The organism is Duganella sp. 1411 (genome assembly GCF_017833525.1).
Taxonomy (GTDB): Bacteria; Pseudomonadota; Gammaproteobacteria; order Burkholderiales; family Burkholderiaceae_D; genus Rugamonas.
Genome location: NZ_JAFICD010000003.1, coordinates 135,393 through 148,596 on the forward strand (window position 1 = coordinate 135,393; position 13,204 = coordinate 148,596).

A 13,204-nucleotide genomic window follows, 5' to 3' on the forward strand; every position below is an offset into this window, starting at 1 on the left:
ATGTTCCAGGAACCACTTTTCAGCACAGCAAGTACCGTGCTACGATACCTTTGTTTTTTTACCAAGGGCATCCATGAGTTCACCGGAATTGCTGTTGCAGGTATTGCGGACCCAGATGCGGACCGCCGGCGTCACCTACAAAATGCTCGCCGAGCGCATCGCCATGAGCGAGTCCAGCGTCAAGCGCATGTTCGGCCAGCAAGACATGTCGCTGTCGCGGCTGGCGCAGATCTGCAAGGCGGCCGGGGTGGCGATGGAGGACGTGCTGCGCGGCGCCGCCGACGCCACGCCGCAGGCCGACGCGCTGACCTTGACGCAGGAAAAATCGCTGCTGGCGCAGCCGCATTTGCTGCTGATGGCGATCTGCTGCCTGGGCCACTGGACCCTGGAGCAGGTGCTCGAAACCTACGACCTGACCGAACCCGAATGCATCATGCTGCTGGCCGAACTGGACCGCCTTGGCGTGATCGAGCTCAAGCCGATGAACCGCTACCGGCTGCGCGTGTCGAACGCGTTCCGCTGGCTGCCGGACGGCCCGGTGCAGCAATTCTTCCGCGAGCACGCGGTCAACGACTATTTCGGCGGCAGCTTCGCCGGCGCCGGCGAAACCTTGCTGTGCCTGCCCGCGCGGCTATCGCTGCCGAGCGCGCAGGAACTGGTGGGCCGCATCCAGCAGCTGGCCGGCGAGCTGGCGCGCTTGCACCAGGGCGACCGCAAGCTGGCGCCGCACGAGCGCGACGGCTTCACCCTGCTGGTGGGATTCCGCTCGTGGGAGTTCGCCGCCTTCACGGCGCTGCGGCGGGCGCCGCAAAAAGCCTGAGCCGCCGGCAGCGGCCAGCCGCCGGCGCGGCCCGCCGCTCCACAGACAATCAGAACTTGTAGCGCGCGCCGATCATGTAACGCGGTCCGGCCTGCGTCACGTTCAGCGTCGATGCCGCCGTGCGGCCATGCTGGCGCTGGGTCGCATCGTTGAGGTTGATCGCCTCAAGCTGGAAGCTCAGGTTCTGGTTGTAGTTGTAGCCGATGCTGACGTCGACCTGGCCGTAGGCGTCGGTGTAGACCGGCGCCGCGCGGCCGTTGCCATCGACCGTTCCGGCGAGGAATTCGTCGCGCCAGTTGTAGGCCACCCGCACCGACCAGTCCTTGTTCTCGAATATCCCCACGACGTTGGCGGAATTGCTGAGCCCAAGAATCGCGAACTGGTCGTTGACATCGGCATCGTTGTACTTCAGCGGCGAGTGCACATACGTGTAGTTGGCCTGCACGCCAAAGCCGCTTTGGCCGAACATATGCTGCACGTTGACCTCGGCCCCGCTGACGTTGGCCGATTTCTGGTTGGCGTAGGTGGTCGTCTGGAAGTTGAGGATCGGATCGCTCGCCAGCCCGGTGATGGTTCCGTCGAGCATGCCGTCACCCTTGACGCCGGTCTTCTTCACGCCCGGCTGGCCGTCGTAGTTGGCCAGGATGTAGTTGCGGATGCAATTGGTATCGGCGGCGGTGCAGCCGTTCGCCAGCGCCGCCTTGTAGTAGGCGCCGCCGATCGGCGTATGCAGGTCGTACAGCGACTGCGAGATCAAGGTCTGGCCGGCGTAGTTGTCCAGCTTTTTGCGGAAGTAGGCCAGCGACAGCACGCTCTGCTTGTCGTAATACCATTCCCACGACAGGTCCAGGTTCTTCGACTTGACCGGCTTGAGGGCCGGATTGCCGACCGCGGCGGTGCCGCCGGTGAACACGTTGGCGATCGTGCCCAGCGTCAGGCCGCCCTGCAGCTGGTCGTAGCGCGCGCGGCCGATGGTGGCGCCCACGCTGGCGCGCAACTTCATGTCGCTGCGCAGGTCGGCGTCGAGATTGATGGCCGGCAGCACGTTGGTGTACGAGGCGTCGGTGTTGCTGAAGGCTTGGCCGCCGAACGTGATCGGCAATTCGTTCTGCGCCACCCACACGACCGCCCTGCCCGGCAACACCTGGGCGACCGAATCGACCCGGGTGCGTTCGACCCGCACGCCAAGCGACGAGTGGAACGGAATCGCCGTGTCCCAATCGGTGTTGAACGACAGGTAAGCGGAGCTGGTTTTTTCCTGCAACGTGCGGTCGGTGTCGGGGTTGGTGAAGTTGGGCAGGTAGGCGGCCTGGTTGCCGACGGCGTTGGCCGTGACCTGGCGCACGGTGGCGAAGTCGAAGGTGTAGAGCGTGCCGAACAGCTCGGGCGCGTTGTGGCCGCCCAGCTTGTTGAAGAACGACGGCAGCGAATTGGCCTGGAACAGGCTGGCCGGGTAGTCCGACGCCTTGGTCGCGCCGCCCCACGTGTTGTTCTGCACATTCGAGTAGGTCGAGCGGTTGCTGGTGTCGGTGTAGCCGACGCCGAAGTTCAGCTCAGATGCCTCGAGCAGCTTCAGGTTGCCCTTCGCCTGCGCCTGCTTGATGGTCGATTTCTGGTAGCTGTTGTGGAACCACGAACCGGCCGCCTGGATGGGCGCGGCGGCCAGGTTGGCGGCCGGCATGCTCAGCACCGGCAGCTCGTGCGTGAAGTCGAGCTTGACCGGGCCACGGCTGAAGCTGGCGTTCGACAGCGCGTTGTCGCTGCCGAACGGGCTGTCCGCGCCCGACTCGGCGGTCGAGTGATGGGCGTCGAACTCCAGCTTCAGATCGCGGCTGGCTTTCCAGGCGACGTTGACGCCCGCCGACTGGTTCTTGGTCTTGGTGGCGAAGTCGCTGCCCACCACCGAGATATCCTGCGGCGTCGGATACACCTCGGCATAGGTCAGCGGGCTGACCACGTGGCCGCTCGGCCAGCTGCTGGTCGACGTCGGCGTCTGCGCGAACCAGACGCTGAGCTCATTGCGCTTGGTCTGCAACTTGTTTTCCGAATAGGTGTAGTCGACCGTCGTGGTCAATTCCTTGACCGGGCGGAACTGGAACGTCAGCTGCCCGTTGGTGCGCTGCCGCTGGACGGCGGCGATGTTGTAGTTCATGTTTTGCGGAATCGAATACAGCGCGTCCTGCGCCGGACGATTGGTGATGTTCTGCGCGCCGGGCTGGCCCGGTTGCGGCAGGGTCTGGCCATCGACCACCGCCGAGCCCAGGTAGGGGCCCTGGTAGCCGTTGAACAGGCCGGCGCGGTTGAAGCCGGAGTCGCGCGACTGGTAGCTGGCGCTCAGCGCGATGCCGAAGCGGCCGTCGGCGCTGGTGTTCGAATAGATGCCGGACAGCTCGGGCGTGACGCGCTTGCCCTTCATCGAGTCGGCGACGTGGTCGTTGGAGGTGTCCTTGACCGCCTTCAGGCCTATGCTCGAATGCATGCCGGGATTGTCGAACGGCCGGCCGGTGATCACGTTGATGGTGGCGCCGATGCCGCCGGTGGGGCTGTCGGCGCGGCCGGTCTTGTACACCTGCAGCTGCGAAATCGATTCCGACGCCAGGTTGGAAAAGTCGAACGAGCGGCCGGACAGGTCGCTCAGGTCGGTGGTCGGCATCTGCCGGCCGTTCAACAGCACCAGGTTGAAATCCGGACCCAGGCCGCGCACGGTGACCTTCTGTCCCTCGCCGTTGCTGCGGTCGATCGAGACGCCGGAAATGCGTTGCAGCGATTCGGCCAGGTTGGTGTCGGGGAATTTCCCCATGTCTTCGGCGACGATGCCGTCGACGATGCCGTCGGCGTTGCGCTTCATGTTCATCGTCGATTGCATGCTGGCGCGGATGCCGGTGACGATCACGCGCGGGGCCTCGGTGTCGGCGGCGCCGGCCTGCTGCGCGTGGCCGGGCATGGCCAGGACGCCGCAGGCGCTGGCGACGGCCAGGTACATCAGATTGCGCTGAAATGGTGTCTGCATAAAGTCTCCGTTGTTATATGTCTAGGCTAGCTTTTGCTCACTGCGGCGGCGGTATCGGTCGGTATTCTCCCTGTGATGGTTGACGTGATTTACTTGGCCTTGGCCGTGGCGGCGGCCAGGTAGCCGTGCATGTCCAGCCAGCGCACATAGCTATCGAACCAGCCGGTGCTGGTGGTCGCTTTGGGGTACATGCCGAAACCGTGTCCGCCCTGCTCGAACAGGTGGAACTCCACCGGCCGCTTGGCGCCGCGCCAGCTGTCGACCAGGCCATAGCCGGCGTTGCCGAAGAACGGATCGTCGGCGGCCAGCGCGATGAACAGCGGCGGCGCGTCGGCCGGCGCCTTCATCGCCGACAGCGGCCCGTAGATGTTGCCGATAAAGGCGGGCTTGGCATCCTGACCGTGCAGCGCGGTCGCCATCGTCAGCATGGCGCCGGCCGAAAAGCCCAGCATGCCGACGCGGTCGGGATCGACACGCCATTCGCCGGCGCGGCTGCGCACCAGCGCGAAGGCGGCGCGGGCGTCGGCGATCTGCGGCGCATAAGCGGTGGCCGCGTCCGGCGGCGCCGGCGGGCGTTTGGCGGTAGCCGAGAACATCTCCGCCATCGACCGTTCGAAGCCGGCCATGTCGGCCGGCGTCTGGTTGAGCCGGTACTTGAGCACGAACGCGGCCACGCCCTTGTCGGCCAGCGCCTTCGCCACCTGCCAGCCTTCGTTTTCCATCGACAGCGTGCGGAAGCCGCCGCCGGGCGCAACGATGACAGCGGCGCCGCTGCCCTTGCCGGCCACCGGCAGGAACGGCGTCAGCGTGGCGACCGTCACGTTGCGGGCAAACACGCTGTTGTACTGGCTGTGCCACGACTCCTGCGCCGTGGCGCCGGGCAGCGCGCCGCTGTTCAGCGTGATCGCGGCCGGCTGCGCCGGGGCGGCCATCGGCACCATCTTGTCGCTCTGCGCCATGGCGGGCGCACCCAGTGCGCAGGCCAGCGCCAGTGCCAGCAATCGGGTTTTGTTCATTCTGTCTCCTTGTTTTTTTGGTTGGATGGTGCCGGTGACAGCTCAGCCGCCGCCCGCCGCCGCGCGCCCTCGCGGCGGTCTTGTTGCTGTCGATGTTAGTTTCCATGTTCGCGCGCTGAAAAATGATTGCGGTAACATTTTGCTGCCGTAGCAAATGTAGCGCCGCAATTAGCAGGAAACCAATAACTTTTTCAGGCGTATCGATACCGAAATCGATATGCTTCAGCGCCAGCAGGTGGCCGCATGCGGCGGCGCGGCATGGCGGCCCGCCAGCCCATTTCAGCTATGCGGAGCGGGCGGTCCGGGCGTGCGGCGGGGAGGATTTTTCTTGCGGCCGGTGGCCTGGCGGTGCCGCCGAAAGGGCGGGAAAGAGCGCCAGGCTACCGTGTTGCAAGTGTTGGATTTTGGTGCCCGGGCGGGTCACCAGATCGGGCCGAGGAACAGATACAGGCTGCTGTCGCCGGACCGGGTGGCGCCGGAGCCGAAATACAGCGGGCCGAAGCGCGTGTCGACGGCGACGAAGCCGCTGGCGGCCTGCTTCAGCGATCCGAATTTGAGCGGCTTGTCCGGCCCGTAGGCGGCGCCCGACTCCAGCGAAAAGCCCAGCCGCACGTCGCCGCCCAGCGCGGTCGGCATGACGCCGATCCGTTTCGCCATGACCATGCGCCCGAGCACGGTGCGGCTGCCCATGACCGAATCGGTGGTGGTGCCCGACAGCCGCAGGAAGCCGCCCAGCGCCGATTGCGACGCGCCGCCCTGGTTGCGCGCCCATTCGCCATACACATGGCCGGCCCAGCTGCCGAAGCTGAACGCCTTCAAGCCCTGCACGCTCTGGCGCGCCGGCACCGGGCCGTCGCGTCCGCTGGTCATCAGGCGCCGCAAGTCCATCGTGAACAAGGTGCCGCGGGTTGGAAACGCCACCGTGTCCAGGCTGTCGATATTGAACGACAGCACGCCGACGTTTTGCGCCTGGCTGGTCTGGAGCGGATCGTGCGGAATGGTTTGCTGCGACGTCACCGACTGCCGCATCACCGAATACCGCAAATCGCCCCAGTTGCCGAACTGACGGCCCAGCGCCAGCGACACGGTCTTGGCCTTGTAGCCGTAGCGCGCCTGGCGGAAGCCGGACGGGTTGAAGGCGTCGAACGCCGACGAGCCGTACTGCAGCTCGGGCGCCACATACCACGGCGAACCGGCGCCGAGCGGCTGCCACCACTGGGTGCCGATGACGCGCTCGGTGCCCACGCGCGCGACCGTGCGCAGCTCCGCGCCCCAGTCGTTGAGCGACGACAGCACATGCATGACCTTCAGCTCGAAGGCGTTGTTGTCGGTGAAGTCGCTGTTCAATTCCAGCCCCACGCGCAAGCGGCTGCGCGCCCAATCGGCCTCGGTCGGCTTGATCAGCACGCTGCGGCCGTCCTGGTCGTCGCGGATCTCGGTCTCCACCCGCGCCAGGTCGCCGCGCCCGAACAGCTGGTTGCCGGCGCGCTGCGCCTGCTCGCTGGTGACCATCTGGCCCACCTTGAGCCCCGATTGCACGGCCAGCGCCTGCGGGTTGATGCGCCCGCTCGGCGCCACCTCCAGCTTGGCCAGCCGCACCGGCTGGTCGCTCGGCACCGGCGCCGACAGCCGGTTGGTCTCGTAGGCGGCGTACTGCGCCTCCGGCAGCGCCAGCTGCACCAGCCTGGCGCTCATGGCGCGCACCGCCGCCTCGCCCTCCTTCATCGCGCGGTCGTGCCGGCCGAAGTCGAGGAAGCCGATGCCGCCCAGGTCCGGCGCCAGCAGGATGTCGCCGGGCCGCAGCTCCTTGAGCGAGCGCTGGACGTTCTGCTCGGTCAGGATCTGCAGCATCTGCTGCGCCACGCTGACCGCGCTGACCAGCTCCTTCTCCTGCGCCAGCGGGGTGCCGACGTTGACGGCGATGATGATGTCGGCGCCCATCTCGCGCGCCACGTCGACCGGCAGGTTGCGCACCAGGCCGCCGTCCACCAGCAGCCGCTGGCCGACCCGCACCGGCGCGAACACGCCCGGCACCGCCAGCGAGGCGCGCATCGCCAGGAACAGCGGCGTGTCGCGCAGCTCCACCAGCTCGCCGGTGACCAGGTCCGAGGCGACCGAGCGGAACGGCAGCTGCAGCAGGTCGACCGGCTTGTCGCGCGCGCCGTGCGGCAGCACCTGGGTCAGCGCCAGTTCCAGCGCCTCGTTGCCGGCGGCGGCCGGCGGCAAGGTCACGCCGTCCATGCTGGCGCCCAGCTCGATGCGCGACGGCAGCAGCAAATCCTCCTCGCGGCGGCGGTAGGCCAGCTGGTCGCGCGGCGGCCGGTCGGCCACCACGGCGTTCCAGTCGGTGCGGCGCACCAGTTGCTCGAGCTGCTCGACCGAGCTGCCGGCGGCGAAGGCGCCGCCGACCACGCTGCCCATGCTGGTGCCGACGACGAAATCGACCGGGATGCGCAACTCCTGCAACGCCCGCAGCACGCCGATGTGGGCGAAGCCGCGCGCGCCGCCGCCGGACAGCACCAGCGCGATTTTCGGCCGCGGCTTGGCGTCGACGTCGGCCGCCGGCGCTGCGACGACCGGCGCCACCGAGGCGGCGTTGGGGTGGACCGGCGTCTGCGCCGCCGCCGTGGCGACGGTGGCGCACAAGAAAAAGCCGCAGCAAACAGCTGCGGCCAGGGAGCGGGCAATCAACATATACCTCACTTATTGTTGGCGGTCGAAGCCGGGAACGGGCGCGATGGTGGTCGGCGACGTGCTGGAGCGCGGCGAAGTCGAATGTTGCTGCTGTTGCGGCGGCGGCTGCTGCTGTTGCGGCTGCTGTTGCTGCGGCTGCATGGCAGGTTGCGGTTGCATGGCCGGCGCCGGCTGCATCGCGGGCGGCTGCGGCATTGGTGGCGGCGGTTGATACGGCTGGGCGCCGCCGGGAGCGGGCGCGCTGGAGGCGCCGGCGTCGCTCGGCAAATCGATGCGCTTGACGGCGCCGCCCTCGGACAGCAGCACGTATTTCGGATGCACTTCCTTGACGGTCACGCCCGGCACCACCTCCTTGCCGATGCCCAGCGCCAGCGCCGGCTTGTTGTCGACCGCCAGGATGGCGGCGCTGCCGGCGCCCTGCGAGGCCACCACGCCCTTGAGCTGGTAGTTGCTGGCGGCGGCGACCGAGATCTGGCCGCCGAACAAGCCCTTGGCGGCGTCCAGGTTGAGCGCCACCGGCGGCGGTGGCGGCGGCGCGGCGATCGCCCGCTGCGGCGGCTTGAACAGCTGCAGTCCCCAATACGCCAGCGACGCCGACAACAACACCACGGCCAGCACGCTGCCGACCAGGGGCAAACGCTTCATAGATTCATGCTTCATAACTTCCCTTGTCAGCGTACCAGCTGATTGATTTCGATGATAGGCATCAGCACGGCCAGCACGATCAGCAACACCACCACGCCCATCGCCAGGATCAGCGCCGGCTCCAGCAGGCCGGCGATGGTCAGCGTGCGCCGCTCCAGGTCGGCCTCCTGCGCGGCGGCCGCGCGGTCGAGCATGGCCGGCAGCTCGCCGGTGATCTCGCCGGCGCGGATCATGTGGATCAGCATCGGCGGAAAGTGCTTCTGCGCCGACAGCGAGCGCGCCAGGCTCACGCCCTCGCGCACGGCGTCGCTGGCCTCGCCGACCAGCTCCTTCATGGCGACATTGGACAAGGTATCGCGGCTGGTTTCCAGCGCGCGCAGGATGGGCACGCCCGAGCCGGTGGTGATCGCCAGGGTGCTGGCGAAGCGCGCCGTGTTCAGGCTGCGCTCGAACTTGCCGTACAGCGGCGCCGTCAGCAGCCAGGTGTGCCAGCGCCGCTTGAGCGCGGGATTTTGCAGCGCCCGGCGCCACATGAACCACGCGCCCACCAGCAGGATCGCCACCACGATGCCGTAGTTGCGCACGAAGTCGGACACGGCCAGCATGACGATGGTCAGCACCGGCAGCTTCTGCTTGGTGTTGGCGAACACCGAGACGATCTGCGGCACCACGTAGGTCAGCAGGAAGATGACGATCGAGAACGCCACCACGGTGACGATGGCCGGATAGGTGAACGCCAGCCGCACCTTTTGCACCAGCGCGTTGCGGCGCTCGATGTAGTCGGCCAGGCGCGAGAGCACGCGCGACAGCTGGCCGATCTGCTCGCCCGAGGCCACCAGCGCCCGGTAGATCTCGGCGAAGTCGCGCGGATGGCGGCCCAGCACGTCCGACAGCGCGGCGCCGCCGATGACCTCCGAGCGGATCGAGGCGATCAGGTCGCGCATGTAGGCGCGCTCGGCCTGCTCCAGCAGCGCGGTGAAGGCTTGCTCCAGCGGCAGGCCGGCCTCGAGCAGGCTGGCCAGCTGGCGCGTGAACAGCGCCAGCTCGGTGGTCGACAGGCGCTCGCCGAAGCCGCGGCTCTTGGCCACGCCGGCGGCGTCGACCTGGGCGGCGATGGCGTCGACCTTGAGCGGCACCAGTCCCAGGGTGCGCAGCTCGGAGCGCGCCGAACGGGCGCTGTCGGAATTGAGCACCCCTTTTTTGGTGGCGCCGCCGGCGTCGACGGCTTCATAGCGGAATGCGGGCATAGTTGTCGGCCTAGTCTTTGGTCACGCGCAGCAACTCGGCCTGCGTGGTGATGCCGGCCGCCAGCCAGCGCTCGCCGTCGTCGCGCATGGTCTGCATGCCGCTGGCGATGGCCGCCGCTTTCACTTCGGCCTCGGAGGCGCGGTTGTGGATCTGCGCGCGGATCTGCTCGGTGGTCTCGAGGAACTCGTAGACGCCGACCCGGCCCTGGTAGCCGGTGTGGCCGCAGTGTTCGCAACCGACCGCGTGCCACAGCTGGCCGTCGAAGCTCTTGCAGTGGCCGCACAGCTTGCGCACCAGCCGCTGCGCCAGCACGCCCAGCAGCGACGACGACAGCAGGAACGGTTCGATCCCCATGTCGAGCAGGCGGGTGACGGCGGCGGCGGCGTCGTTGGTGTGCAGGGTCGCCAACACCAGGTGGCCCGTTAGCGACGCCTGCACGGCGATCTGCGCCGTTTCCAGGTCGCGGATCTCGCCGATCATGATGACGTCCGGGTCCTGGCGCAGGATCGCCCGCAGCGCCTTGGCGAACGTCATGTCGATGCGCGGGTTGACCTGGGTCTGGCCGACGCCGTTCAGGTCGTACTCGATCGGGTCCTCCACCGTCATGATGTTGGTGGTGGCCGCGTTGAGCAGCGACAGCGCCGCGTACAGGGTGGTGGTCTTGCCCGAGCCGGTCGGCCCGGTCACCAGCACGATGCCGTGCGGCTGGTTGATCAGCGCGTCGAACTTGGGCAGCATGGTCTCGCTCATGCCCAGGTGGTTCAGGTCGAGCCGGCCGGCCTCCTTGTCGAGCAGACGCAGCACGGCTCGTTCGCCGTGGCCGGTCGGCAGGGTCGACACCCGCACGTCGACCGGCTTGCCGCCGATGCGCAAGGTGATGCGGCCGTCCTGCGGCAGGCGCTTTTCGGCGATGTCGAGCTGCGCCATGATCTTGATGCGCGAGATCAAGGAGCCGTGGATCGCCTTGCGCGGGCGCACGATGTCGCGCAGCGAGCCGTCGACGCGGAAGCGCACCACCGAGGTCTGCTCGAACGGCTCGATGTGGATGTCGGAGGCGCTGTCGCGCAGCGCTTGCGTCAGCAGCGCGTTGATCATGCGGATCACCGGGGCGTCGTCGGACGATTCGAGCAAGTCCTCGATGGCCGGCACGTCCTGCAGCAGCTTGGTCAGGTCGAGCTCGGCGTCGAACTCGTCGGCCACCATCGAGGCGTTGCCGCCGGCGCTGGCGTAGGCGGTGGCGATGGCCGTCTCGAGGTCGGCGCGCGTCATGTTCTTGAGCTGGATGCGGCCGAAGCGGCGCGACACCTCGGCGATGGCGGCCGGCGCCGTGGCGCCGCACACCATGACGTCGACCGTGTGCTCGGCGGCGTCGCTGTGCTGCGCCAGCACGACGAAGTCGCGGGCGAAGGCGTAAGGTAAAAGGTTGCTCATGGCTGTGGCTTATCTCACTGCGTCACTGCGCGGGTTGTTGCGGCTGGATGTTCTCGGCGCGGCCCGGCACGCGCGGGATCGGCGCCTGCGGGATCGGCTTGGCGACGGTGCCGCCGCCGGTCAGCACGCCGTTTTGCAGCGCCGGCAGCACCGGCTGGCCCAGATCCTGGACCAGCACGCTTTGCGGCGGCTTGATCGCCTCCTGCGACGTGCGCATGTAGTCGTAGCGGTCGGTCGCCAGGGTGGTGCTCTGCTCCTGGTTGCGGATCACGACCGGGCGCAGGAACACCATCAGGTTGGTCTTCTTGCGGCTGCGGGTCTGGTACTTGAACAGGTTGCCGATGACGGGGATGTCGCCCAGGCCGCGCGTCTTGTCGGTGCTGTCGCCCTCGGTGTCCTCGATCAGGCCGCCGAGCACGATGATCTGGCCGTCGTCGGCGATGACGTTGTTCTCGATCACGCGCTTGTTGATGGTGATGCCGGCGGTGGCCCCCAGCGTCGATTTGTCCACGCTCGAGGTCTCGTGGTAGATCGCCAGCTTGATGGTGCCGCCCTCGGAGATCTGCGGACGCACCTTCAGCGTCAGGCCCACCTCCTTGCGGTCGATGGTCTGGAACGGGTTGCTGTTGGTGCCGGACGTGGTGGTGAACTGGCCGGTCAGGATCGGCACGTTCTGGCCGACCGAGATCGTCGCCAGCTCGTTGTCGAGGGTGATCATGTTCGGCGTCGACAGCACGTTGGCGTTGCCGTCGGACTCCAGCGAGCGCGCCAGCAGACCCAGGCCGAGGCCGCCGGCGACCTGCTTGAACAGGCCCACCGTCAGGCCCGAGCCCGGCAAGGTCGGGGTGGTGGTCGACGACGTGCCGTTGAGCAGGGACAGGGCGACGTTGCCGATGTTGTTGTTGCTGCCGCCGACCGAGGACTGCTGCAGGCCGCCGACCCGGTACTTGCTGTTGGCGTCGCCGGTGGCGCCCAGCCACTGCACGCCGAATTCGGACGCCTTGTCGGAGGTCACCTCGACGATCAGCGATTCGATGTAGACCTGGGCCCGGCGCACGTCGAGCTGGTCGATGACGGCGCGCAGGTTGCGGTAGATCGCCTCGGGCGCGGTGATGATCAGCGTGTTGGTGGTGGCGTCGGCCTGGATGTAGCCGGCCTGGCCGCCGCCCTGCTGTTGTTGCTGCGAGCCGCCGCCGGTCAGCAGCGGATTGGTCGGGCCGGTGCTGCCGCCGCTGGCCGAGCTGCCGCTGCTGGCGCCGCCGAAGCCGCCGGTGTTGCTGCTCTGGCCGCCCATGCCCTGGCCGGTCTGGCCGGTCTGGCCGGTGCCGGTGCCGCCCTGCTGGCTGGTCGACGAGGTGTCGCCCGACACCAGCGCGCGCAGGGTCTGCGCCAGCTTGGTGGCCTCGGCGTTTTTCAGGTAGACCACGTGGACGTTGCCCAGCTCCTGGGTCGGCTGGTCGAGCTTGGCGATGAGCGACTTGGCCAGGTTGGAGCGGGCCGCCGACGGCGCGCGCAGGATCAGCGAGTTGGTGCGCGGATCGGCCAGCACGCTGACGCGCCCGGCGTCGGCGCCGGCGCCCGGCGCGCCACCGCCGCCGCTCGCGTCCATCAGCTTGTTGACCATCGAGGCCAGGTCGCTGGCGATGGCGTAGCGCACCGGAATGACGTCGAGGTCGGCCACGGCCGGCGAATCGAGCGCCGAGATGATCTTGGCCAGCCGCTTGAGGTTGTCGGCGTAGTCGGTGATCACCACCGTGTTGTTGCCGGGGTTGGCGTTGATGGTGTTGTTCGGCGAGATCAGCGGGCGCAGCACGGTGACGACGTTGCCGGCCGACTCGTAGTTCAGGTGGAAGATCTGGCTGACGATCTGGTCGCCCTTGATCTGCGTCGGCGCCGAGCCGATCTGCGTCGGGCCCGACTGCAGCTTGGCGTCCGCCTCCGGCACCACCTTGGCGTAGCCGTCGCCGCTGACGACGGCGTAACCCTGCAGCCGCAGCGCCGACGTGAGCAGGCTGAACGCCTGCGACTTGCTGATCGATTTTTCCGACACCAGGGTCAGCGTGCCCTTGACGCGCGGATCGATGACGAAGGTGATGTTGGTGTAGTGGCCGACGGCCTTGATCACCGACTCGATGTCGGCGCCGACAAAGTTCAGCGCGGCGTCATCGGTGGCGGCGCGCGCCTGGGCCGGCCACAGCAGCCCGGCGGTCGGCACGGCGCCGAGCGCGCAGCACAGCATCGCACCCGCGCTCAGGCGGCGCAGCGCGGGAAGATTGGATTTGCTCACGGACTGTTTTTTCATTGTCTGAACTTTGTATCTAGTGTTGTAACCACGATTGA

General features: G+C 67.7%; 8 protein-coding genes. 1 reads left to right on the plus strand and 7 read right to left on the minus strand.

What is annotated here, in order from left to right; translation table 11 throughout:
• Positions 1-73: 73 nt before the first annotated feature.
• Positions 74-820, plus strand: a complete 747-nt coding sequence (locus JOD97_RS17650; RefSeq protein ID WP_209720837.1) for a helix-turn-helix transcriptional regulator — start codon at positions 74-76, stop codon at positions 818-820.
• Between the two features lie 49 nt (positions 821-869).
• Here the strand turns inward: JOD97_RS17650 and JOD97_RS17655 are convergent, their stop codons facing one another.
• The 7 genes from JOD97_RS17655 to gspD form a co-directional block, all read right to left on the minus strand.
• On the minus strand, positions 870-3,830 hold the full coding sequence (locus JOD97_RS17655) for a TonB-dependent receptor (protein WP_209720840.1): 2,961 nt from the start codon (positions 3,828-3,830) through the stop codon (positions 870-872).
• A gap of 89 nt (positions 3,831-3,919) precedes the next feature.
• Entirely contained in the window at positions 3,920-4,846 is a 927-nt protein-coding gene (locus JOD97_RS17660; protein WP_209720843.1) for an alpha/beta hydrolase, read from the minus strand.
• A gap of 420 nt (positions 4,847-5,266) precedes the next feature.
• Positions 5,267-7,540, minus strand: coding sequence for a patatin-like phospholipase family protein (locus JOD97_RS17665; RefSeq protein ID WP_209720846.1), 2,274 nt, complete (start codon positions 7,538-7,540; stop codon positions 5,267-5,269).
• 9 nt (positions 7,541-7,549) lie between these two features.
• Positions 7,550-8,185, minus strand: a complete 636-nt coding sequence (locus tag JOD97_RS17670) for a type II secretion system protein N (protein ID WP_209720849.1) — start codon at positions 8,183-8,185, stop codon at positions 7,550-7,552.
• Positions 8,186-8,211: 26 nt separating this feature from the next.
• A complete protein-coding gene (gspF, locus tag JOD97_RS17675) occupies positions 8,212-9,432 on the minus strand; it encodes a type II secretion system inner membrane protein GspF (RefSeq protein WP_209720852.1) in 1,221 nt (406 codons plus the stop codon).
• Between the two features lie 10 nt (positions 9,433-9,442).
• Positions 9,443-10,864, minus strand: a complete 1,422-nt coding sequence (gspE, locus tag JOD97_RS17680; protein ID WP_209720853.1) for a type II secretion system ATPase GspE — start codon at positions 10,862-10,864, stop codon at positions 9,443-9,445.
• 22 nt (positions 10,865-10,886) lie between these two features.
• The gene (gene gspD / locus JOD97_RS17685; protein ID WP_209720855.1) at positions 10,887-13,166 is read right to left on the minus strand and encodes a type II secretion system secretin GspD; all 2,280 of its coding nucleotides are present in this window, start codon (positions 13,164-13,166) and stop codon (positions 10,887-10,889) included.
• Between the last annotated feature and the right edge of the window lie 38 nt (positions 13,167-13,204).

Bases quoted from the DNA above. Each gene is read 5' to 3' on its own strand.
- gspD (WP_209720855.1), bottom strand. From the start codon at position 13,166: ATGAAAAAACAGTCCGTGAGCAAATCCAATCTTCCCGCGCTGCGCCGC.
- JOD97_RS17660 (WP_209720843.1), bottom strand. From the start codon at position 4,846: ATGAACAAAACCCGATTGCTGGCACTGGCGCTGGCCTGCGCACTGGGT.
- gspF (WP_209720852.1), bottom strand. From the start codon at position 9,432: ATGCCCGCATTCCGCTATGAAGCCGTCGACGCCGGCGGCGCCACCAAA.
- JOD97_RS17670 (WP_209720849.1), bottom strand. From the start codon at position 8,185: ATGAAGCGTTTGCCCCTGGTCGGCAGCGTGCTGGCCGTGGTGTTGTTG.
- JOD97_RS17650 (WP_209720837.1), top strand. From the start codon at position 74: ATGAGTTCACCGGAATTGCTGTTGCAGGTATTGCGGACCCAGATGCGG.
- JOD97_RS17655 (WP_209720840.1), bottom strand. From the start codon at position 3,830: ATGCAGACACCATTTCAGCGCAATCTGATGTACCTGGCCGTCGCCAGC.
- JOD97_RS17665 (WP_209720846.1), bottom strand. From the start codon at position 7,540: ATGTTGATTGCCCGCTCCCTGGCCGCAGCTGTTTGCTGCGGCTTTTTC.
- gspE (WP_209720853.1), bottom strand. From the start codon at position 10,864: ATGAGCAACCTTTTACCTTACGCCTTCGCCCGCGACTTCGTCGTGCTG.